Source organism: Pleurocapsa sp. PCC 7319 (genome assembly GCF_000332195.1).
GTDB lineage: Bacteria > Cyanobacteriota > Cyanobacteriia > Cyanobacteriales > Xenococcaceae > Waterburya.
Window position 1 is genome coordinate 3,060,053 of sequence record NZ_KB235922.1, and the last position, 21,826, is coordinate 3,081,878.

Sequence of the window (21,826 nt, forward strand, 5' to 3'; positions counted from 1 at the left end):
AGGACTTGATTATAGTCATCGATAACTACGATAGTTTTACTTATAATTTGGTGCAATATTTAGGAGAATTAAGTCAAGAATTGCCAGTTGCAAAGGATATTCTTGTCTATCGCAATGATTCTATCGATATTGATACCATTAGGAAACTTAAACCAGACGGTATTTTAATCTCACCTGGACCTGGCCGCCCAGAAGATGCGGGCATTTCGCTTCAATTAATTGACCAGCTCGGTTCTGAGATACCGATCTTGGGAGTTTGTCTAGGTCATCAAAGCATTGGTGAGGTATTTGGTGGCAAGGTAGTTTCGGCACCAGTGTTAATGCATGGTAAAACCTCCCCGGTGCACCATCAAAATGTTGGTGTGTTTGAAGGTTTAGATTCCCCATTTACTGCAACCAGATATCATAGTTTAGTGATTGACCGCCAGACTATTCCCGATAATTTAGAAATTACTGCCTGGGTAGATGATGGAACTATTATGGGAGTTCGCCATCGCGATTATCATCATGTTCAAGGGGTACAATTTCATCCAGAAAGTATTCTGACAGACAGCGGTAAATCCTTGTTACGTAATTTTTTAAAATCACTAAAATAGTAAATAATTTAGCTAATTATATGAAACGGCGACAGTTCATTCACTATGGTGGGGCTGGTTTGGCAACAGCGATCGCGACGACTCTAATTCCTTCTCGTCAACCTTCCCAAGCGCAGACAGCTACTGATGGTGTGACAATTCAATATTTCGGACATACCTGTTTTTTATTTACCGGTGACGGTTTAAAAGTTTTGGTTAATCCTTATGAATCTTTGGGGTGTACTGCTGGTTATGCTCTGCCAGATCTCCAACCAGACCTAGTTTTAGTCAGTAGTTTTTTATTAGACGAAGGGGCGATTGAATCCGTTAAAGGAAAACCTCAGGTCATTACTCAGCGAGGTACTCATCAGTTTGGCAACATTAAATTTCAAGGCTTCTCTCTGCCTCATGATCGAGAAGATGGTAGACGCTTTGGTCAAAATATTGCTTGGCGTTGGACTCAGGGGGGAGTTAGTATTCTTCATCTAGGTGGTGCGGCAGCACCTTTGGAGACGGAGGATAAAATTCTCTTAGGTGGTGTTGACGTGCTCTTGGCTCCTGTTGGTGGTGGCGTCAAAGCTTATGGTCCTCAAGAAGCGAAAAAGACGGTAGAGGTGCTTCGTCCCAGGATGGTTATTCCCACACATTATCGCACTACAGCAGCGGCAGAAAACTGTGATTTAGTGACAGTAGATGAATTTCTAAATCTGGCGCAAGATATGGAAGTTGCCCAAGTGGGACGCGATCGCTTTAAAATTAAACAGTCTGATTTCCAAAGCGAGCGTATTTTGGTCCGAGTACTAGACTATAGTTCATGAGCTTTGTAATTTTTCTGGGGCTGGGTTTTGGGGTAATTGCTTGGGGTTTAAAGGCTCAGGAAGAAATCGCCCAGCTATCAGCAGTGATTTTAGGAGCAATTTTATTGATGTGGGGATTATGTTTAACTCCACAAAAGTTCTTACTGGTTACAGAAATATTGACAGTAATCATGGTCTTTCGCGGATGTATTCGTTGTTGGGGATGCGACCAGTAAGATGCTCCAAAATTTCCAAAAACTGCAGAACTAGCTCTCAGTTTGTCAGCAAATCTATATTAAGCAACGTTAAGATATTTAATAGCTAGTTAATGTTAGCTATCGAATATCTTATCAAAATACTTGTGAAAGCCTGGAAAGTTCTTGAAACAAAAACCAAACAACAGTTACTAAATCTATTTTTAGTCGGATTGCTATTTTGGGTCAGCATCACTTTGTTATTACCTACCTTGCCTACTTATATTCAATCTATGGGTGGTACGACGCAACAAGTAGGTATTGTGATGAGTTGCTTTGCGATTGGATTACTGGGGTCTCGCACTTGGCTGGGCAAGCTAGCAGACCGTCGTAGCCGTAAACTAGTAATTTTGATTGGCACTCTAGTCGCAGCTTTAGCACCAGTAGGATACCTGCTAGTTAATTCAATTGTAGGTATAGCCCAAATCAGAGCTTTTCATGGTGTCAGTATCGCTGCCTTTACGATTGGTTATAGTGCCTTAGTAGTAGATCTCGCCCCTCGGGAGCAAAGAGGGACTTTAATTGGTTACATGAACCTAGCTGTACCGATTGGTATGTCTATCGGACCAGCATTTGGCGGATTCTTACAGTCTAGTGACAATCTGTTGCTCCCCAATAAGACTGGCTATGAAATATTATTTATGATTTCGGCAATTTGCGGCACTTTGGCATTTTTACTTGCCAGTCAAATTAAAAATTCATGGCAACCTGAGATCAAACTATCTTCCGAGAGTAATTCTGCTACAATTCAACGGGATTTTTGGCAACTATGCCGAGATCCTGCTTTAATCGTGCCCACCATAGTATTATTATTAGTTGGTTTGGTTTTTGGTACTTTGGTAGCCTTTTTGCCTTTATATATTAAGCAATTACAGCTAGATTTTAATGTCGGTCTTTACTATACTGCAGCAGCGATCGCTTCCTTTTCAGTTCGTTTATTTGTGGGTCAGGCAAGCGATCGTTATGGACGGGGGCTATTTATCAGTGGTAGTCTAATTTGCTACATCGTTTCCATGGTTTTACTAGCTTATGCCCAGATTCCCGTCATGTTTTTATTATCGGCGATCGTCGAAGGAGCAGGGGCTGGTATGCTTATTCCTCTGATTTTGGCATTAATTGCTGATCGATCCTATACCAATGAAAGGGGAAAAGTTTTTGCTCTCTGCATGGGCGGTTTTGATTTAGGGATTGCCCTGGGGGGATTTACTCTAGGTTCTCTTGCTTCTGTTTTGGGTGGTTATCGAGGTATATTTTCTCTAGCTGCCATCTTAGCTTTAGTTGCTCTAGTTATCTTTGTCACTCAAGCAGGGAAAAATTTTCGCCACTCTCTCTTTTTTGCTCTAGGAAGAGCTTCAGATGTTTATGCTTTGAACCCCAATCTTTAAATGTTTTATGTTGACTGCAACTAATAATTGATAGTGGATTTATACAGAAAAACCTTTAGACAGTTGCGGTGGAAGGAGTGGTAGGGGCGAACTGCGGTTCGCCCCTACAAATAATCTGTCTTACCTAAAAACTGAAATGATATAATCTGTCTTAATTAAAAAACAAAATGATATCATCACTCACTTCAAGATTGATACCTGATAGCTGATAGCTATTCGATCAGTTCTAAAATATCGCTGTTATTTTGATCGATGTCATAAACATATCCCAAATTGATGGCTACTCTTCTTCTAATACCGAGAGAGGGGTAAAGGGGGCTTTCAAGTCCTTCAGTAGCCCTAAAATGAGCCGACTTAACTAATTCTAAAGCAGTATCTTTAGTTAAGTCATCACCAAAAGTATTGAGGATATCGCTGGTACATTCATTCTGAGAGGCATTTTCTAATTCGATATTACGCCCCTCATAGGTCAAGAGAATTACGTCTAAACAAGCAGCATAGTCATAGGCATTGTCGAAATTGAATTTAAATTCTTTGGCTTGGGCATTTTGGTTTTCAATGCCATTTCCATCTGGATTAGCTCTAGTCTCCGATGGTGACTGAGAGTCGACTTGATTAACTCCGACTTGAGCAGGAATTGCCAAAGCTGACTGTACACTAAAGGTAATTCCGAAGATTAATGATATCGGGAAGAACTTTTTCATTTTATTTAAAATACAATTTAATCTCTACAAACATTTAATCCCATGCAGTATTGCTGGAATGTTTAATTAGTTTATCCATGAGGAGTAAAAGTGTAGGTAAACAAGAACTGACTTCAGTACTTCTCGATTAAGCCATCAAAATTGATTGGTTGTGTGTGGTAAAAGGTAAAAGGTCTACGCAAGTTGAGGATTGTTCCTTTGCCCTTTAACCGAACCTTATAGATCAATTAGCACTCGTTAAACGAGAAATATTGGAACCGACTTTATATCTCTGCCAGTTAAAGTATGATATATGAGCGAGAAGGGATTTGAACCCCTGACCTTTTGGTTCGTAGCCAAATGCTCTAATCCACTGAGCTACTCGCCCCTAGCTAAGTGAGCCGCGATTAATGGACTCTACCCAACAGCTTCTAATAGTAGCAGAACTTTGTACAACAATGCAAGAAAAAGATAATTCCCATTTACTTTCTCATCTTAACGACCGCGGAGAAGCTCAAATGGTCGATGTTTCAGCTAAAAAAATAACTCCTCGCCAAGCGATCGCCGTGGGCAAAATTAGAATGTCTCAGTCAACTTTAGCAACTATCCAAGCTGGAAATGCACCGAAAGGGGATGTTTTGGGTACGGCAAAAATTGCGGGAATCATGGCAGCTAAACAGACAGCTAATCTAATTCCTCTCTGTCATCCACTGCCACTCCACAAAATTGAGGTAGAAATTATTCCAGATTCACAGTTACCTGGGTATAAAATTAAGGCTACCGTAGGCACCAAGGCGGAAACAGGAGTAGAAATGGAAGCTCTTACAGCCGTTTCCGTGACAGCATTAACTCTTTACGACATGGCAAAAGCACTAGAAAAATCGATGCAGATTTTAGATATTCGTTTGCTGAGTAAAACTGGAGGCAAATCTGGTGACTATTCTGCGGTCGCAAAAAGCAGCTAAAAAGATACAATAAGGGTGTATTAGTATAGATAATTTAATCCAGTCAGAATTTATGCCTCCCCGTTGGCCCCGTGAACCAAACCGTAAAACCGATCCAGAATATCGTCGTTTAGATGACTTAATGAATTTTGCCATTCATGTTGGAATTTATGCTGCCACCAATTCTGGCTTATGGTTTGTCCATAATCTCAAATCAACTGAGTGGCCATGGTTGCTCTGGGTCAACGGTATTTGGTTTGGTATTTTAGCCCTACATTTTATTTATATTAAAGCGATCGCAGATTACACATCGATAAAAACCTAATGGCTACTACACAAGAAATAGAAACTTTAGCAGCTCAAATTGGCGAAAACGTCTACATTGATGTTGCTAAATGGCATTTATATTTAAATGATGCCCATTTACATACCATTGTCGCCGAGAAAGTCTACCCTCTTTTGGAAGATGATTCTCTGAGCGAGGACGCAGTTACCTCGATTCTACAAAGCATTCCTGTAAAATTAGGGGGTGGTAAAACGGAATTACCTCTAAATGACTTGCTACCAATGCAGTGCCAAGTTAATCTCCTAGATTTACTAGAAGAATATCAAAAAGATATGTAACCTCAGTTCGGGTTAAGGCAATTCAAGGCTAAGGTCAGCTCTAAGCTGTAAGTCATAAGCTCTAAGCTTTTTTTGGATTATTTTTCTGCCAACCTCATTATGATTTAACGTAAATCATGGTTTTTCCATCAACCGCACCAAAAGCGTTTCAGCTTATCCCGAATTCAGGTTATGTAGGAAGCAATCAAAGTTTAAGGAGTATTTGGCGATTGAACGAAGCCCACGCTAAGTGATCACGGCTAAAATCTGGCATCAAGATTTTACGCGAATAAGCCGATGAAACCGAAACTATCTTACACCATCTGGTTTAGTCAAAGGACGGGTAGCACCCTGCTTTGTAGAGCCTTGCAGTCTACTGGTCTAGCGGGGAAACCTAGTGAATGGCTGAATGCCTCAGATTTGTTAGGTAAATATCAACTTGACAATTACTTGCTTACCGAATGCGAGCGTAAAGCCCCTGGCTTCAGACATGGGGATACAAAGGCGCGTAGTTTGCCGCATGTAGCGAGGGGATGGCTTGGCAACTTTTATTGATGCTTAAATTATGATACAATATCAATCATGAAGACCTACAAATTCAAGTTATACCAACATCAAAGAAATAAATATTTGCACTATTCAATTAATGCTAGTGCCAGTATTTATAATCACTGTATAGCGTTGCACAAACGCTACTACAAAATGTTTGGCAAGCACTTAAATCAGTATCGTCTCATGAAGCATATAGCCAAATTAAGAAAGCGTAAAAAATACTGGAAACAGGTAGGTTCACAAGCTGTACAAGATATAATTCAACGCATTGAGAAGGCCTACAAATTATTCTTCAAGCAGCATCAGAAAGGAACTAGACCCCCTAACTTTAAAAAGCGTAGAAAGTATAAATCTTTCACTTTAAAACAAGCTGGTTATAAGTTTTTGTCTGAAAACAAAATCAAAATAGGAAATAAATTATTTAAGTTTTCTCTGAGTAGAAAAATCGAAGGAAAAATCAAGACCTTAACTGTTAAAAGAAATAGCTTGGGCGAGTTGTTCTTGCTGGTGGTAACTGACTATCAACAAGAATATATTCCAGTCGTGACGGGTAAAAGCGCAGGTTGGGATTTTGGCTTAAAGACTTTTCTAACTGGCAGTGATGGTACGAAAATTAAATCGCCACTATTTTTTAACCGACTGAGAAATAAACTAAAAGCTGCCAACCGCTCTCTATCCAGAAAAAAGAAAGGTTCTCATAACTGGTATCGAGCCAAAGACCATCTCAATCGAATTTATGAAGAGATCTCAAACCAGCGTCGTGATTGGTTCTGGAAGTTAGCTAACAAGCTAACCAATGAATACGACGTACTGATATTTGAAGATTTGAATCTCGACGGTATGAAACGGTTGTGGGGCAGAAAAGTAAGCGACTTGAGTTGGGCTTCCTTTCTAGAAGTCCTCGAAACTGTTGCTGCCAATAAAGGAAAGCTAGTTCACTATATCGACCGCTTTTATCCCAGCTCTAAAACTTGCTCTTGTTGTAGCTATATCAATCAAGAGTTAAGTCTCAAAGATAGAGAATGGACTTGTATTGAGTGCAATACCAGTTTGGATAGAGATAAAAACGCTGCAATTAATATTCAAAGGGTTGGGGCATCAACCCTTAAGCTAGGAGATGTCAGACAGGTTCAACCTGCTATCTCTGCCTGAATTTAGAATCCCCTGCGTTCACGCATGGGGAGTATGTCAACAGTCTCCCCAAATAGCTAGAGTCATTCCTGGATAGTAGATATTCACAAACATAGTTTGACCATCAGGCGAAAAGCATACTCCAGCAAATTCGCTATTGTTTAGGGCGTTACGAGCAAACTTATAATATTCTCCTGCGGGTGTAATGCCCACCAGAAATTGTTCTCCTCTGCCATCTTCGCAAACTATCAGATCGCCGAAAGGAGCTAGAGTTAAATTATCAGGATAATCTAATACTCCACTACCAGGAGACTCAACAAATAATTCTACTGTTTGTTTGGCAGGATTATAACGGAAGATCTGACCTACCTGGGCTGCACCACCATTGGTAGCAGTCCAATATAATTCCCCATTGGCATAACACATACCCTCTCCCCGACGAAATATTGCTGCCCCCTTAGTTTGAGCTTCGTACCGCAAAGTGTCGTGTTCTGGATCGACATCCTCTAGTTTGACCCAGCTTACTGCTTGAGGCTTGCCCACAGGAAAATTAACTCCTGTATCTATTTGGGGTAAATCTTTAATTACCAAAGCTTCTAGAGTACCTCCCTCCTGTAGCTTCCCTGGTTGATCGGGACGAAAACGATAAATACAACTATTAACTTGGTCTTCAGTTTGATAAATATAGCCTGTCAGCGGATCAGTCGCGATCGCTTCATGACGAAATCTGCCCATGGCTACTAAAGGAGTTGGCGTGGCTAATCCTCCGTGAGCAGGAACTTCAAAATTATAGCCGTGTTTTTGTTCAACTTTGCCCCAGATAGGAGCGACAATCGCTCTGGTATATCCTGGTGGTGGATAGGGAGTAGAAATTTCCTCTTCGCAGCTAATCCATGAACCCCAAGGGGTCGTCCCTCCCGCACAGTTACGGTTGGTACCAGCAAGAGAAAGATAATGCTGATCTAAATTGCGATCGCGATCCACAATTAAAGTTGTTGTTCCCCCAGAGCAACTGCGATCGTATTGGGGAAGATCAACAGCTAGATTATTAACTGCTTGTAGAGGATGAACTTCATGATTTCTGACTAAAATCGTTTTACCATCTTGACCAGCAAACGCAGCCATACCATCATGTTGGTTAGGTACCAGATGACCATCGTTCATAGTGTCCCCAACACGGGACAAAATTCGATATTGAAACCCTTCGGGTAAATCCAAAATTCCTTGAGGATCGGGAACCAAAGCCCCAATCTTATCAGCAAAAGCTAGTTTTCCCTGAGCTAATCTTGTATATAAATTCTTCATCGGTGCAGCCAGAATTGCACTACCCACACCAACTCCCGCAAGAGAAAAAAACTTTCTTCGAGTTAACACAGCTTACCTCAATCACAACCAGCATAAATATAACCTTTAAGAGATAGTCGGATTCACAAAACCACAGAAGAGGTGCAATTGTATAGATGTATAGATGTATGATCAGCAATTGAACATTTTGAGAGACAACCCCATCATCTTCACGAAGAAGAAGAGTGGTAGCTTCACGAAATTACCGAGAAATCTAGTGATGTACCTACACCGATGCTTCGCATACGGATGTAGGCTTCTCCAGACCCCGTAGGGAAGAGAGAACTAGCTTGGAGGTACTATTAGTAGTAGATGAGATAACTACTGGATTTCCTCTACGCCGTTTTATGGTTGGGAACACATCCAGCCCAACCCTCTTCACGTTGACCGAAGAAGCAATATCTCGGTCAACCCAGAGCTTTAATTCTTCATCCCAATACTTTCTGATACTGACATCGGTAAAGACAAACTCGTCTTTGTAAGGCAATATCATTGAGGTATACGCGGGATTTACTGCGACAACTGAAGCACCAGTTTTTTCGCCTATGTACTTCATAATGTTGAAAAACTGACCGAAGGCAGCATCCGACCAAGATTTATTCAGCCCAGATTTAGCAGATTGACCATTAGGCAAGTATTTGCCTTTGGAATCTTGCTTGGGTTTGTTTCTTGTGCTCAACCCAGCTAGATTGAGTTTTTCATGGAAGAAAACTTTTTTACCAGTAGCCATCAGTTTATGGGCAGTCTTATAAGCATGGTCTTTCCTAGCTCTTGCTATGCGCTGATGTATCTTGGCCTCACGCTTGGCTAGTTGGCGTCGGGGTTTACTACCCACACTTCTATTGGATTTACGTCCTGAGACTTTGGCTAGCTTGTGCTGGGATTGGCGAAAAGACTTGAGACTTGGTAGTTTGACTCCTTCAGAAGTAGCCAGATAATCATTTTCATGCAGAACTGCATCCATTCCCAAAGAATTATCCCAGGTAGGAACAATATCTGCTTGGAAATTAGGAACAGAGATGTCTTCTAGACGAAGGTTAACATACCAACCATCTACTTTCTTTATTACCTGTACAGACTTGAGTTTTGCTCCATCTGGTAATGGACGATGATGCCTGACTTTAATTGGACCAATCTTAGGCAGGGAAACATATAACCATTTTGCACCGACAGAACAAGAGTGTAGCTTCGCTCCCTCAAACACCATCGATCTGTATCTGGCGGTATTTTTAATTCTCGGTTTTCCCGAACGCTTACCCTTCGCATCGCCAGCTATATATCGCTCCATCGCCAACTTGACTCTAGTGCAAACCTCCTGAAGCGTCTGCGAGGGAACGGAGTTAAAGTCTAGTAATTCGCCACTCCAGCCCACAGTTACCAAGTCTTGTTTGATTATAGGTAGCTGCTTTTTTTGTCCGTAAAACTCAGGCTTTTCTTTTAACTGGGGTAAATGGCATACCAAAGGACAGCTATCAGTGTAGCTGCGATTTCTCTTCCACCAATCAAATCTTTCCCCCAGCTGTCGATTGTACCAATAACGACAAATCCGAAGCCAGTCATTAAGGACGAGCTTCTGTTCTGTAGTTAGATACAATCGATACTGGTAGTTATAAATCAATATTGGAGTCAGTTAATTTGATACACTGATAATATCATAGTCGTTCCGAACTATTTATGAAGAAAGATTTCGTATCAAGAGGACGCTCCGTATCTGATTTAAAAGCTCACTTAGTTTTGACTACCAAGTACAGGCATAAAGTATTAACTGCACCAATGATAGATAGACTTCATCAGGTATTTGAATCTTTGTTAGATAAGTTCGACTGCAAGGTGGTCGAGTTCAACGCCGAAAGCGAGCACGCACATTTGCTTTGCCAATATCACCCAGAGGTTCAATTGAGCAAGCTAGTCAATAGTCTCAAAAGCGTATCTAGTCGTAAATTGAGACAGGAATTTTTACCAGAATTGGAGAAAACATACTATCAAAAGAAAGTCGTTTGGAATAGCAGTTATTTTCTCGCAAGCTGCGGTGGAGTTACTATTTCAACACTTAGAAAATATATTGAAAATCAGAATTCTCCTATAGCTAGTTTATTACTAGCGATTCATCCCACACTCATTGCTGTCGCAAAAGAGATGTGGGGCTTCTCGCCGAACAGCTAAGCCATAAATCCAGATCCTTTAAGAGTTGGTTTTCAGGAAGGAGAAGAGGTTAATTGCGCATTGTTTTTTTGAGAAAATTGAGAATCAGGATTGACATTATCACGCCAAATAAAAACCGAGCAAGGAGCATGGTGAGTCACATAATTACTCACACTGCCCAGAAATATTTCTTTGACCCCAGTCAGACCTCTACTACCAATGAAGATCAGTGACGCTGACCACGTTTGAGCTAAGTCACAAATAATATGAGCAGGATTGCCCTCGGCCTGAGTAAATTCGGTGTTTACTCCTGCTTTAGTTGCTTCTTCTGTAAGTGAGCGAAGCATTTCAAGTCCCCGTTGTTCAAATTTCTGCCACCGCTCTTGATAAGCTTCGATAAGAATGGAATCAAAGGGATCGTATTCAAGACCAGAGTAAAGAGACGGACTTGGATAATCCCGATCATCAGAGGATAAAACGTGCAGCAACATCAAACTAGCGCCAGTTGTTTTTGCCAGACATAGAGCAGCGTCAAAAATATTTCTGCTAGTTGTTGAATCATCTATTGCTACCAAAATTTTGTTAAACATATTGATTTCCTCTAGTCTGAATCAAGTTTCTTTAAAGCCATTCAAGAATGTTGTTTGGCTTGGTTGAGATACTTGGAAGCTCTACCTTTATATATAGACAAATAATTTGAGGAACTTATGAGGGAAATTTGATCTCAGAATAAATAGAGTTAGTGATTTAAGGTATGAAACCGAGAGGAATACTGCTATTAATTAAAATCAAAAAAGATCTTCAACCCAAATAGCTGTTAGCTGCTTGATCCTTGTCTTACTATGTTGAAGAGAAAAGCTGATAGCTTTCGATCAATCAAACTTGAAAATCAAAAAATGCCTAAATTAAGTCTAGGAGCGCGTTTATTTATCTCCCATTTATTAGTGATGATGGTGGGATTAGGAAGCTTCGTGATTATTGCTAAACTTTCTTCTCCACGAATGTTTGTTTTACGGCTAGAGCAACTAGAAAAAAGAGGTATTTTCACCGTTCGTTCAGCACGAACCTATCTAGTAGAAGGATTTCAAAATGCTTGGAATCGCAGTGCCATCTTATCGGTAATTGTTGGTTCTAGTGTAGCAGGAGGGGTAAGTTATCTATCTTCTAAACGTATTACTCAACCCGTAAGGCAAATGAAACAGATTACTCAAAAATTTGCCGCTGGAGATTTAGCCGAAAGAGTTCCTGAAAGTGCCATACCTGAATTAAACCAACTCAGCGTTAGTTTTAACTCGATGGCTAGTAGCTTAGGAGATGTAGAGCAACGACGACGGGAATTAATTAGCGATTTAACCCATGAACTACGTACTCCACTGACTGTAATGCGCGGTTATCTCGAAGAACTAGCTGATGGCACAATTGATGGTACGCCTGAACTTTATTTGCGTCTGGTAAGAGAAACTAGGCGTTTAGAAAGATTAATTCACGATCTACAAGAACTTTCTAAGGCAGAAGCTGGCTATTTATCGATTGATTCCAAGCCAATTAGTCTATGTCCTTTACTTTCATCTTTAGTTGAACGTTTTGCCGATCAACTATTAGAAGAAGGACCAAGCCTCAAGCTAGACTGTCCCCAGGATATCCCTCATGTATTAGCCGATCGCGATCGCCTGGAACAAATACTAGTTAACTTGTTGGGTAATGCTATTCGCTATACAGAAACTGGCTCAATCACAGTTAAGGCAGAAAAAGTTCATCGTTATGTCTGGATCTCGGTAATTGATACAGGAGTTGGGATTGCCAAAGAGGATTTACCCTATATATTTGAACGTTTTTGGCGTGCCGATCCCTCCCGCGCTAGTCATTCAGGAGGAACAGGTATTGGACTAGCGATCGCTCGCCGCCTAGTTGAATTACAAGGAGGACACATTGAAGTTGAAAGTCAAATTGATCGAGGAAGCACTTTCAGATTTTGTCTTCCCATTGCTTAGATCTTTCCCTACGATCTTTCTGCCAGTATGGGAAAAACTCGTTAATTCTAAAGTTTAAGAAATTGAATTAATTTTTGAGCAATAAGCACGGGGCTTGTATCCCAAATTTTTCGGTCAGCATGTTGACTGAGATGACTTCTGTTCTCTACATTAATATGTGCGCGTCTGCAATCACATATCCAACTTTATTATCGCCATGACCTTAAACGTATACAATACTCTCACCCGTAGCAAAGAAAAATTTCAAACCATTGAAAAGAATAAGGTGCGGATGTATTGCTGTGGCATCACCGTTTATGATTACTGCCATCTTGGTCATGCGCGAACTTGTTTAGTTTGGGATGTGGTACGAAGTTATCTTCAGTATTGTGGTTATGAAGTGCAATATATACAGAATTTTACTGATATTGACGACAAGATTCTCAATCGTGCTAGGCAAGAAGGGACATCGATGGAAGTTGTTTCTGAAAAATATATCGCAGCCTATTTTGAAGACATGGAACGTCTGGGGGTAGGACAAGCCGATGCCTATCCTCGTGCTACTCATACTCTAGATGGTATCAAACGTTTAGTCTCGGAATTGGAACAAAAAGGTTTTGCCTATCCTGCCCAGGGAGATGTTTACTATTCCGTACAGAAATTTCCTGAATATGGCAAGTTATCGGGTAGAAAATTAGAAGACTTACAAGCAGGAGCAAGCGGGAGAGTCGGCGTAGAAGATACCGAAGCAAGTAAGAAACAATATCCTTTCGATTTTGCTCTCTGGAAGGCTGCCAAGGAGGGGGAACCAGCCTGGGAATCTCCATGGGGAAATGGTCGCCCTGGCTGGCATATTGAATGCTCTGCCATGGTTCGAGAAAGACTCGGAGAAACAATTGATATTCATGTCGGCGGCGGAGATTTAACATTTCCTCACCATGAGAATGAGATTGCTCAATCTGAAGCAGCAACAGGTAAAACCCTAGCAAATTACTGGCTGCATAATGGCATGATTATTGTGGAAGGAAAAAAAATGTCCAAGTCTTTGGGCAACTTTATTACCATCCGCGAATTGCTAGAGAAATTTGAGCCGATGGCAGTTCGCTTGTTTATCCTACAGACTCAATATCGTAAGCCTCTAGACTTTACTGAAGAAGCTTTAGCTACTGCTACTAATAGCTGGGAAACTTTAAAGGAAGGATTGTTATTTGGTTATCGGTATGGAGACAAGCTAGGATTTGCTAACTCTTCTAATACTTCATCTCCAAGTGAAGAATTAGTTAGTAGATTTAAAGCAGCAGTGGATGACGACTTTAACTTTGCCGGAGGGTTAGCCGTCATGTTTGAAATTGCCAAGAATCTGAGTAAGGAAGGTCATATTTTAGTCCATGAAGGGACAACTAAATCGACCCAGGAAGAACTAGAAACACAATGGCTAACCCTAATTGAATTTGCTGAAGTTCTAGGTTTTGAAATACAGCCAGAAGAAGCTAGTAAAAATGATGAGGGAGGTTTAAGCGACGATGAGATTGATATTTTAGTGCAGCAGCGTAATGAGGCACGCAACAATAAAAATTATGCCGAAAGCGATCGCCTTAGAGATGAATTACAAGCCCTGGGGATTACTTTAATTGATAAACCAGGCGGAGTAACTATCTGGAATCGAAGTTAATTTTTAAAGCTTTTAGCCAGGAGCTTTAGGCTTTTATCTGAGAACCGCCATATCGTATTTTATCGTATTTCATAGATTAGAGCTAACAGTACTGATTTGAGCTGTATAATCTAAACAAAATTGACCATCAGAAGTATCTTTAAATGAAACCTAGCTCTTCAATATTCCTAGGGTTATTCCTAGGTAGTGTGTTTATTGCCCCTGTTCAAGCACAAATAAGTGTTGATCGCACGACCAATACCACTGTAACTCCGATTGATAATGGCATCAGAATCGACCAGGGCGACCAAGCAGGAGGCAATTTATTTCATAGTTTTGAGCAGTTTTCCGTACCCAATGGCAGCGAAGCTTTCTTTAATAACGCCAACGACATCGTTAATATCTTTTCTCGCGTCACTGGGGGAAATATATCTAACATTGATGGATTAATTCGAGCCAATGATACAGCTAATTTATTTTTGATTAACCCAGCAGGAATTATCTTTGGGGAAAATGCCTCTTTAAATATCGGTGGTTCATTTTTAGGCAGTACAGCAGATAGTATATTGTTTCCTGATGGGATTGAATTTAGTGCTACTGATTCAGAGAATCCGCCTTTATTAACCATTAATGCCCCCCTAGGATTAGGTCTAGAAGATAATCCTGGAGAAATAGTCAATCGTTCAGTTGTCGAAAATAGTTCAGAAGAAGTTATCGGTTTAGAAGTTGCCCCAGGAAATGATCTGGCTTTGATTGGCGGTCAGATTGATTTTGAGACGGGTTTGGCTACTGCTATGGGGGGAAATATAGAATTAGGTGGTTTATCTGAAGCAGGAACCGTGGGGATTAATTCTGATGGTAGCTTTAGTTTTCCTGAAGGAGTAACCAAGGCAAATATTAATTTGAGCAATTTGACCATTGTAGATGTCAGAGGAACAGGGGGAGGAAGTGTTACCGTTAATGCTGGTAACTTAAATTTAACAGGTATTAGTTTGATTAGCGCAGGAATTAGAGCTGAATCGACATCTACCGAGGCACAAGCAGGGGATGTAACTATCAATGTGGCTGAAAACATAACTCTGAATGATAGTTTTATTACAAATCAAGTTAGTACTGGTGGAGTGGGTAATTCAGGCAAGATTGTGATTAATACTGGTTCAATTGAAGCAAATGGGGGAGTAGTTGATGCTAGTACTAATGGTCGAGGGAATGCCGGTTCGGTTGATCTTACTGCCACAGGAGACATTACTTTTGATGGGGAAAATTCACTAGGTTTTACTAGTGGTGCTGCTAGTCTGGTTAATTCAGGTGCAGTAGGAAATTCAGGAGGTGTGACCATCTCTACTAATAACCTGACTCTAACCAATGGGGGAAGGGTTTCTGCTAGTACTTCAGGAGAAGGGGATGCAGGTTCGGTAGGTATTACCGCTACAGGAGACATAACTATTGATGGGGAAAATTCACTAGGTTTTACTAGTGGTGCTACTAGTCTGGTTAATTCAGGTGCAGTAGGGAATACTGAAGGTGTGACCATCGATACTAATAATCTGACTGTGACTAATGGAGGACAAGTCTCTACTAGTACTAATGGTCTAGGAGATGCCGGCTTGGTCGATATTACTGCTACTGGAGATGTAACTTTTGATGGTGAAGATTCACAAGGTTCTTCTAGTGGTGCTTTTAGTCAGGTTAATGAAGTTGGAGTAGGAAGTGCAGGAGGTGTGACCATCGATACTGCAAATTTGATTTTGAGGGCAGGGGGACAAGTCTCTGCTAGTACTTTTGGTCGAGGAGATGCCGGAACTGTTGATATTATATCTACTGGAGAAATTACTATTGATGGTAAAAGTTCAAGAGATGATGTTTTTAGTGGTGCTTTAAGTTTGGTTGGTTTAGATGCCCAAGGAGATGCCGGAGGTGTAACTATCTCTACTGATAACCTGACTCTTACCAATGGGGGACAAGTCTCTGCTAGTACTTTTGATCGAGGAGATGCCGGAACTGTTGATATTAATGCTACAGGAGACATTACTATTGATGGTGAAACTTCAGGTGGTTCTCCTAGTGGTGCTTTAAGTGTGGTTGGTTCAGATGCCCAAGGAGATGCAGGGGGGGTGACTATCTCCACCAATAATCTGACTCTAAGGGCAGGGGGAAGAGTTAATGCTGGTACAGAAGGTCGAGGAAATGCCGGTTCGGTCGATCTTTCCGCTACTGGAGACATAATTATTGATGGTGAAGATTTAGGTGGTATTCCTAGTGGTGCTACTAGTCAGGTTAATTCGGGTGCAGAAGGAGATGCAGGGGGGGTGACTATCTCCACCAACAATCTAACTCTAAGGGCAGGGGGAAGAGTTGATGCTAGTACTTTGGGTCGAGGGAATGCCGGAGCTGTCAATATTACCGCTACTGGAGACATAATTATTGATGGTGAAGATTTAGGTGGTATTCCTAGTGGTGCTACTAGTCAGGTTACTTCAAATGCAGTAGGAAATGCAGGAGGTGTGACCATCTCTACTAATAACCTGACTCTGAGCGCAGGGGGACAAGTTGACGCTACTACATTTGGTCGAGGAAATGCAGGTTTGGTCAATATTACCGCCACAGGAGACATAATTATTGATGGTGAAACTTTAGATGGCTCTAATAATAGTGGTGCTTTTAGTCAGGTTAATGAAGTTGGAGTAGGAAGTGCAGGAGGTGTGACCATCGATACTGCTAATTTGATTTTGAGGGCAGGGGGAAGAGTTGATGCTAGTACTTTTGGTCGAGGTAATGCCGGAACTGTCGATATTACCACTACTGGAGATATTACTATTGACGGTGAAGATTCAGAAGGTATTCCTAGTGGTGCTACTAGTCAGGTTAATTCAGATGCAGTAGGAGATGCAGCAGGTGTAACTATCTCCACCAATAATCTGACTCTAACCAAGGGGGGACGAGTTGATGCTAGTACTTTTGGTCAAGGGGATGCAGGTTCGGTAGATCTTAAAGCTACAGGAGACATAACTATTGATGGTGAAACTTCAGAAGGTATTCTTAGTGGTGCTACTAGTCAGGTAGTTTCAGGTGCAGAAGGAGATGCCGGAGGTATTACCATCTCTACTACCAATTTAATTTTGGCTAATGGACGAGTTTCTGCCAGTACCTCAGGTCAAGGTGAAACTGAGAATAGTGGCAATATCAATCTCCGCGCCGATAATATCGTTCTACGGGATAACAGTTTTATTTCAGCAAGAGCTTTCAGTGGTGCTAATGGCGGTAATATTGATATTGATGCTGGTTTTGTGGTTGCTTTCCCCGACCAAAACAACGATATTATTGCTAATGCGGCACAAGGAACGGGGGGCAACATTAATATTTCTACTAATTCAATTTTTGGGATTGAAGAAAGAAGTTCGATACCTGCCAATGAAACTAATGATATTGATGCTAGTTCAGAATTTGGCTTAGATGGGACAATAGACATCAATCAACTGGATGTTAATCCCGTCGAAGCACTAGAAGAGTTACCCATGTCCTTAATCGATGTAGTGGGCTTAGTAGCGCAAAATCTCTGTCAGCAAGGAAAAGGAAGTGAATTTATTGTCACAGGTAAAGGTGGTGTAGCACCAAACCCAAGTCAAGTAAGGGATGGGGAGATTAGTACCGTAGATTTGGTAGCACCTGCAACTGGGGAAGAATCAGAGAAAGTCGAGACAGTGAAGGTAACAGGGGCAGATAGAGAAATAGAGGAAGAAAAAGAGATTATTGAGGCTCAGGGATGGATAATCAACGATCGCGGCAAGGTGGAGTTAGTGGCTCAGAAGACTAATGTGAATGGTGCTTCTCCACAACCTAAAAATGACAAAATATGTCGCCATTGAGCCAACAGTGCTGATTTGAGCTGTATAATCTAATTTCTGAACTTCCTTTTAAAATACTCTTTTGAAATAATCTCGATACAGTTTACAGCGCGGGGAAACAAAATTTTGTTGATGTTGAACCAAACCGATGCTATGTAACTGATAAATTTGCAGAGAATTTAGTTCTACAGGTTTGTCAGATTTTACTACTTGTTCAAATACAGAACTAAGTTCGGGTGATTGTTTGAGAATATTTAATAAACGACGTAAAGGATTGCTATAAATTCCTGTTTCAGAAATAGCTCCTTGTAAAAACTGTTCTAGGTTAAGAGATGAAGTCTTAATTTGGTACATCGCTAATCTGACTAAATAAGGATGACCCCCGACTAAATCCATTAATTTTGTAATTTGAGATTTATCCCAATTTAGTTGATACCAAGAAGCTAAAGTTTCTACTTGTGAATGAGTAAATTCTTCAAGTAGAATTGGCACTCCTGCATTAAAGGGAGATTGATGAATATCTAAAGGTATGTATACTTCTGTAGAATGTGCCAGTATTAGTTTGAATTTTGCCCAAGAATCATCTATCTTGCCCTTTTCATGCCAACTGCGCAACATACCAAAAAAATCTTCGATTACCTCTTCGTAAGAAAATAATTTATCAATATTATCCAAAGCTAATACGATCTCGCTGGTTATTTCTGCTGATATGTATTCTTCAAAATAAACGGTGCAGTTATCATTACTACCGAGAATATCTGTATCCCAATAATCATTTACTTCATTGGTCAATTCCAACTGACGTGAAACCATAACGCATAGCCAGCGCAATAGTTTGTCTAAATCTTTGAGAATAGAACGTTCAATACTACCAAAATCCAAATATACTGTTTTGTGACCAGAGACACGACCCTGTTCGAGGATTCTGTTAACTAAAGAGGTTTTACCCATCCATTTAGCTGCTTTGATCCGAATTAAAGAACCTGGTTTAATAACTGTTTGATAGCAGAGAGATTCAACAAGCGATCGCTCAATATAAAAAGGAGATTCTAAAGCAACTGAACCTTCAGGAAAAGTTAGATTTTCGGTTGAAAATTCTGATAATTGAGGTTGATATTGAGCTAAATTACTTGGAGCCTGATTGTAATATTTGCGCTGTAAAGCAGCTCTAAAATTTTTCTTGGATACCTTTTCTTGCAAAGCGAGGGAAAGATTACTCCAAAGCTTATTTCCAACATCTTTGCTCAGATAGTTACTGGTATAGCCCTCGGCTTCAGCAATTTCTTCATAAGTTTTATTATCCCAAGCACCCCGTAAAACCACAATTTCAAGATCGCTGAGATGTTTACCTGTTTGCTGAAAAACTAAACTCTCTAAAGTTTGTTGCGCTTTTTCCCAAGTAAATTCCGTATTTAGTTTCATTTTTGTCTAAGTATTCCACTTGCATCTTCAAAATCGGTTGTTTGAACTATTCATATTAATACCTTACCTTTATTGCTTAACCTACGAAATTTCTATTCAATAAATGGTTCATCTATTTATGCTGACTAGAAGAAGTTGTAATCTACGGAGAAGTAAATCCCATCTTCTTGAAGAGAATCACCCTCATTGTCGACATTTACTAGAGGAATTCCCCAATCTAAACGGGCATTAAAATTAGTTCCCGCAGCAAAATTCAAGCCCACACCCAAGGAAGGTAGAGTTGTATTGGCAATTTCAACCTCATCATTATTCCAAACTGTTCCAACATCAACGAAGGGAGCAATTTGGAATAAGCCATCAACTTTTCTCCATCTGAGAATTGGGATGCGTAACTCTGCCGAGGCAAATAAACCATTATCTCCCAAACTCAAATCTTGACGATAACCTCTAGCACTACTAACTCCGCCGATCCGAAATTGTTCTAAGGGTACTAAACTTCCGCCCGATAATTGAGCATCAGCCCTTAAAAGCAATAAAAAATCTTCGTCTAACCTTCTTACCCATTGGCTTTGTCCTCGCCAAGCAAAAAAAGTACTGTCAGGCTCATCGTCATTAATGGTTGCATTGAGAGCATCCACCCCAATACTAAATTGAGAACGAAATGCTAATACCTGTTTGTCATCTCGATTAACAAACTCTTGAAATAACCTGATGGCACTAATTCTAGTTTCTCCATTTTCATCGGCACCACGAGATAAAGGAAATGTCTCATCGAGAAGAAAAGATTCGCTGTCGGTATGAGAGAGACCCAAGCCTAACGAAAATTCCTGATTTGGTTTGAGTATCACAGGCTGACGAAAACTTAACTCGTAATACTGTGATTTAGATTCAATATTAAGAGGTTCAAAGGGTTCTTCAATCACATCATTATCATTACTACTGTAAGCTGCTTTAATCGTGCCATTTTTGGTGTTTACAGGTAAAGCATAGGCAAAATCAAAACTATTGCTGCCGTCAGTATTGGTATAGTTAAAGTTAAATTGATCCCCAAACCCGAATAAATTACCGTGATTTAAACCGACAGAACGCTGATTACTGCCGACGCTAGGGGATCTATTATTATTGAGACTAGTGGAAATATTAAACACATCTGCTTCTTCAATTTCAATATCTAATAAGCTGGTTCCGGGGTGAATACCCGCCGATAATTCTGCCGAAATGTTATCAATTAGAGGATTAAGCCGTAATAACTGTAGACCAGACAATAAAGAGTTAACATTCAAGGGTTTTCCCGCAGCAGCCTCAAGGCGAGAGGAGATGTATTGAGGAATGAGATGTTTGGTTCCTGAAACGTTAATTCTTTCTAATTGACCTTCCAAAACGGCGATCGTGATCGTGACAGGACCATCTTCAAGCTCTTGTTCAGGAGGTATATAAGCACCAGAATTGACATATCCTCGTTCGGTGTAAAGTTCGGTGATGACGCTTCTGGCTTGAAATAGCTCTGATAAAGTTAGAGGACGATTACGATAAGGTTTAAGTTCCTTAGCTAATTCTTCTTGACTAAAAACACTACTGCCAACCACCTTAAAGTTTTTAACGACAATTTCTTCAGGAATATCATCAGAATTTTGAGCGACAATTAAGTCTTGATTATTGATCTTGATTTCTGAAAATGTCTGCCCTTGAGATAGCGGATAGGCTGAGTTACGGAAAGATTTTTGCTGGCTATTGTCTCGTTCTTGAGTTATTGGTTTAGGTGTAGGTAGAGATTTAGTTAACAGCTCTGAGTAGTGGTGGGAACTATCTTGATGTTTAGCTGTTTCGATTAAACTTACTTCCTTCGCACTTAGTGGCTGTACTCCTATCAGTGCTGCTATTAAAGCTAGCCAAGAAATTGAGAGGGAATACAGATATCTATGTAGATTAGCTTGATTGAGCTGATATACTTTCTTTAAAGTAATTGTATATTCTCTACGTTGAGCGACAATTAGATTCACCATTTCTGTTTCCGTGCGCGTATGTACGGGCAAGCACTTTGTATTGCGTCTGTCACCAACGCAGTTTGGCAACGTGGTCTTGCGAGACAGTTCGTTGGCGATGGAATAGTTGCGTTGCGGGGGTCCCCAGGGTAGTTCGTTGGCGATGAAACAGTCACTTTGCGGGGGTCCCCAGGGTAGTTCGTTGGCGGTGAAACAGTTACGTTGCGGGGGTCCCCAAGGTAGTTCGTTGGTCGCCCGCTTAAAGGAACTGTTGAGGCTGGGAGTTTCCCCCAACGAGCAACTACTGAACCCTATAGGGGATTGTCTCTCCTCGAATGGTGACATCGCTTTCTGGTAGTCTATGACATTAAGAGTATCTATGGCTCCAGATAGTTCTAAAATCTTAAAATAATTGAGTAATAGCTGTAATTTCATTCGATTTTGTCACGACAGAATAAAACCTAAATCAGCGGGTTTAGTTGGAGTAATCATACCATCAAGATTGAGGATTCTTTTTCTGAGCTTATCTAAGCTAAGTGATGGGGA

At 40.6% G+C, this 21,826-nt stretch carries 19 protein-coding genes and 1 tRNA gene; 13 read left to right on the plus strand and 7 right to left on the minus strand.

Going from position 1 to position 21,826, the window contains the following annotated elements; all coding sequences use genetic code 11:
- The first annotated feature begins 5 nt into the window (after nt 1–5).
- The 4 genes from PLEUR7319_RS0117880 to PLEUR7319_RS0117895 all read left to right on the plus strand — a co-directional run bounded on the left by PLEUR7319_RS0117880 (nt 6) and on the right by PLEUR7319_RS0117895 (nt 3,011).
- Nucleotides 6–596 carry an aminodeoxychorismate/anthranilate synthase component II gene (locus PLEUR7319_RS0117880; protein WP_019506597.1) on the plus strand — a complete coding sequence of 197 codons (591 nt, stop codon included), beginning with the start codon at nt 6–8 and terminating at the stop codon, nt 594–596.
- Between the two features lie 20 nt (nt 597–616).
- Nucleotides 617–1,393 (plus strand): MBL fold metallo-hydrolase, encoded by a 777-nt coding sequence (locus PLEUR7319_RS0117885; protein WP_019506598.1) that lies wholly within the window; start codon nt 617–619, stop codon nt 1,391–1,393.
- Nucleotides 1,390–1,608 carry a hypothetical protein gene (locus PLEUR7319_RS0117890; RefSeq protein WP_019506599.1) on the plus strand — a complete coding sequence of 73 codons (219 nt, stop codon included), beginning with the start codon at nt 1,390–1,392 and terminating at the stop codon, nt 1,606–1,608. The genes PLEUR7319_RS0117885 and PLEUR7319_RS0117890 overlap by 4 nt, the downstream gene beginning before the upstream one ends.
- A gap of 92 nt (nt 1,609–1,700) precedes the next feature.
- Nucleotides 1,701–3,011, plus strand: a complete 1,311-nt coding sequence (locus PLEUR7319_RS0117895; protein ID WP_019506600.1) for an MFS transporter — start codon at nt 1,701–1,703, stop codon at nt 3,009–3,011.
- 212 nt (nt 3,012–3,223) lie between these two features.
- Here the strand turns inward: PLEUR7319_RS0117895 and PLEUR7319_RS0117900 are convergent, their stop codons facing one another.
- Both PLEUR7319_RS0117900 and PLEUR7319_RS0117905 read right to left on the minus strand, forming a co-directional pair.
- The gene (locus tag PLEUR7319_RS0117900) at nt 3,224–3,715 is read right to left on the minus strand and encodes a hypothetical protein (protein ID WP_019506601.1); all 492 of its coding nucleotides are present in this window, start codon (nt 3,713–3,715) and stop codon (nt 3,224–3,226) included.
- Nucleotides 3,716–4,008: 293 nt separating this feature from the next.
- Nucleotides 4,009–4,082 (minus strand) — tRNA-Arg (locus tag PLEUR7319_RS0117905).
- Nucleotides 4,083–4,152: 70 nt separating this feature from the next.
- Here PLEUR7319_RS0117905 and moaC point away from each other — a divergent pair.
- From moaC to PLEUR7319_RS0117930, 5 genes are all read left to right on the plus strand, one after another.
- Nucleotides 4,153–4,659, plus strand: coding sequence for a cyclic pyranopterin monophosphate synthase MoaC (gene moaC, locus PLEUR7319_RS0117910; RefSeq protein WP_026102606.1), 507 nt, complete (start codon nt 4,153–4,155; stop codon nt 4,657–4,659).
- 52 nt (nt 4,660–4,711) lie between these two features.
- Nucleotides 4,712–4,963 (plus strand): 2TM domain-containing protein, encoded by a 252-nt coding sequence (locus tag PLEUR7319_RS0117915; protein ID WP_019506603.1) that lies wholly within the window; start codon nt 4,712–4,714, stop codon nt 4,961–4,963.
- Nucleotides 4,963–5,262, plus strand: a complete 300-nt coding sequence (locus tag PLEUR7319_RS0117920) for a DUF3181 family protein (RefSeq protein WP_019506604.1) — start codon at nt 4,963–4,965, stop codon at nt 5,260–5,262. Before PLEUR7319_RS0117915 ends, PLEUR7319_RS0117920 begins: the two co-directional genes overlap by 1 nt.
- A 276-nt stretch (nt 5,263–5,538) precedes the next feature.
- Entirely contained in the window at nt 5,539–5,796 is a 258-nt protein-coding gene (locus tag PLEUR7319_RS43560; protein WP_019506605.1) for a Stf0 family sulfotransferase, read from the plus strand.
- A 27-nt stretch (nt 5,797–5,823) separates the two neighbouring features.
- Entirely contained in the window at nt 5,824–6,945 is a 1,122-nt protein-coding gene (locus PLEUR7319_RS0117930) for an RNA-guided endonuclease TnpB family protein (RefSeq protein ID WP_019506606.1), read from the plus strand.
- A 36-nt stretch (nt 6,946–6,981) separates the two neighbouring features.
- Here the strand turns inward: PLEUR7319_RS0117930 and PLEUR7319_RS0117935 are convergent, their stop codons facing one another.
- Together PLEUR7319_RS0117935 and PLEUR7319_RS0117940 are read right to left on the minus strand one after the other, a co-directional pair.
- Nucleotides 6,982–8,298, minus strand: coding sequence for an alkaline phosphatase PhoX (locus tag PLEUR7319_RS0117935; RefSeq protein ID WP_019506607.1), 1,317 nt, complete (start codon nt 8,296–8,298; stop codon nt 6,982–6,984).
- A 196-nt stretch (nt 8,299–8,494) separates the two neighbouring features.
- Nucleotides 8,495–9,886, minus strand: coding sequence for an RNA-guided endonuclease TnpB family protein (locus tag PLEUR7319_RS0117940; RefSeq protein ID WP_019506072.1), 1,392 nt, complete (start codon nt 9,884–9,886; stop codon nt 8,495–8,497).
- 56 nt (nt 9,887–9,942) lie between these two features.
- On the opposite strand from PLEUR7319_RS0117940, the gene tnpA reads away from it, so the two are divergent.
- Nucleotides 9,943–10,431, plus strand: coding sequence for an IS200/IS605 family transposase (tnpA, locus tag PLEUR7319_RS0117945; protein WP_026102607.1), 489 nt, complete (start codon nt 9,943–9,945; stop codon nt 10,429–10,431).
- Nucleotides 10,432–10,463: 32 nt separating this feature from the next.
- Here tnpA and PLEUR7319_RS0117950 read toward each other — a convergent pair whose 3' ends face one another.
- On the minus strand, nt 10,464–11,000 hold the full coding sequence (locus tag PLEUR7319_RS0117950; protein ID WP_019506610.1) for a universal stress protein: 537 nt from the start codon (nt 10,998–11,000) through the stop codon (nt 10,464–10,466).
- A 306-nt stretch (nt 11,001–11,306) separates the two neighbouring features.
- On the opposite strand from PLEUR7319_RS0117950, the gene PLEUR7319_RS0117955 reads away from it, so the two are divergent.
- From PLEUR7319_RS0117955 to PLEUR7319_RS40150, 3 genes are all read left to right on the plus strand, one after another.
- Nucleotides 11,307–12,401 (plus strand): cell wall metabolism sensor histidine kinase WalK, encoded by a 1,095-nt coding sequence (locus PLEUR7319_RS0117955; protein WP_026102608.1) that lies wholly within the window; start codon nt 11,307–11,309, stop codon nt 12,399–12,401.
- Nucleotides 12,402–12,597: 196 nt separating this feature from the next.
- Nucleotides 12,598–14,052 carry a cysteine--tRNA ligase gene (gene cysS / locus PLEUR7319_RS0117960; protein ID WP_026102609.1) on the plus strand — a complete coding sequence of 485 codons (1,455 nt, stop codon included), beginning with the start codon at nt 12,598–12,600 and terminating at the stop codon, nt 14,050–14,052.
- Nucleotides 14,053–14,195: 143 nt separating this feature from the next.
- A complete protein-coding gene (locus PLEUR7319_RS40150) occupies nt 14,196–17,897 on the plus strand; it encodes a filamentous hemagglutinin N-terminal domain-containing protein (RefSeq protein WP_019506613.1) in 3,702 nt (1,233 codons plus the stop codon).
- Nucleotides 17,898–17,945: 48 nt separating this feature from the next.
- On the opposite strand, the gene PLEUR7319_RS0117970 is transcribed toward PLEUR7319_RS40150, so the two are convergent.
- Both PLEUR7319_RS0117970 and PLEUR7319_RS0117975 read right to left on the minus strand, forming a co-directional pair.
- Entirely contained in the window at nt 17,946–19,298 is a 1,353-nt protein-coding gene (locus PLEUR7319_RS0117970) for an AAA-like domain-containing protein (RefSeq protein ID WP_019506614.1), read from the minus strand.
- A gap of 125 nt (nt 19,299–19,423) precedes the next feature.
- Entirely contained in the window at nt 19,424–21,715 is a 2,292-nt protein-coding gene (locus PLEUR7319_RS0117975; protein ID WP_019506615.1) for a ShlB/FhaC/HecB family hemolysin secretion/activation protein, read from the minus strand.
- Nucleotides 21,716–21,826: the final 111 nt, after the last annotated feature.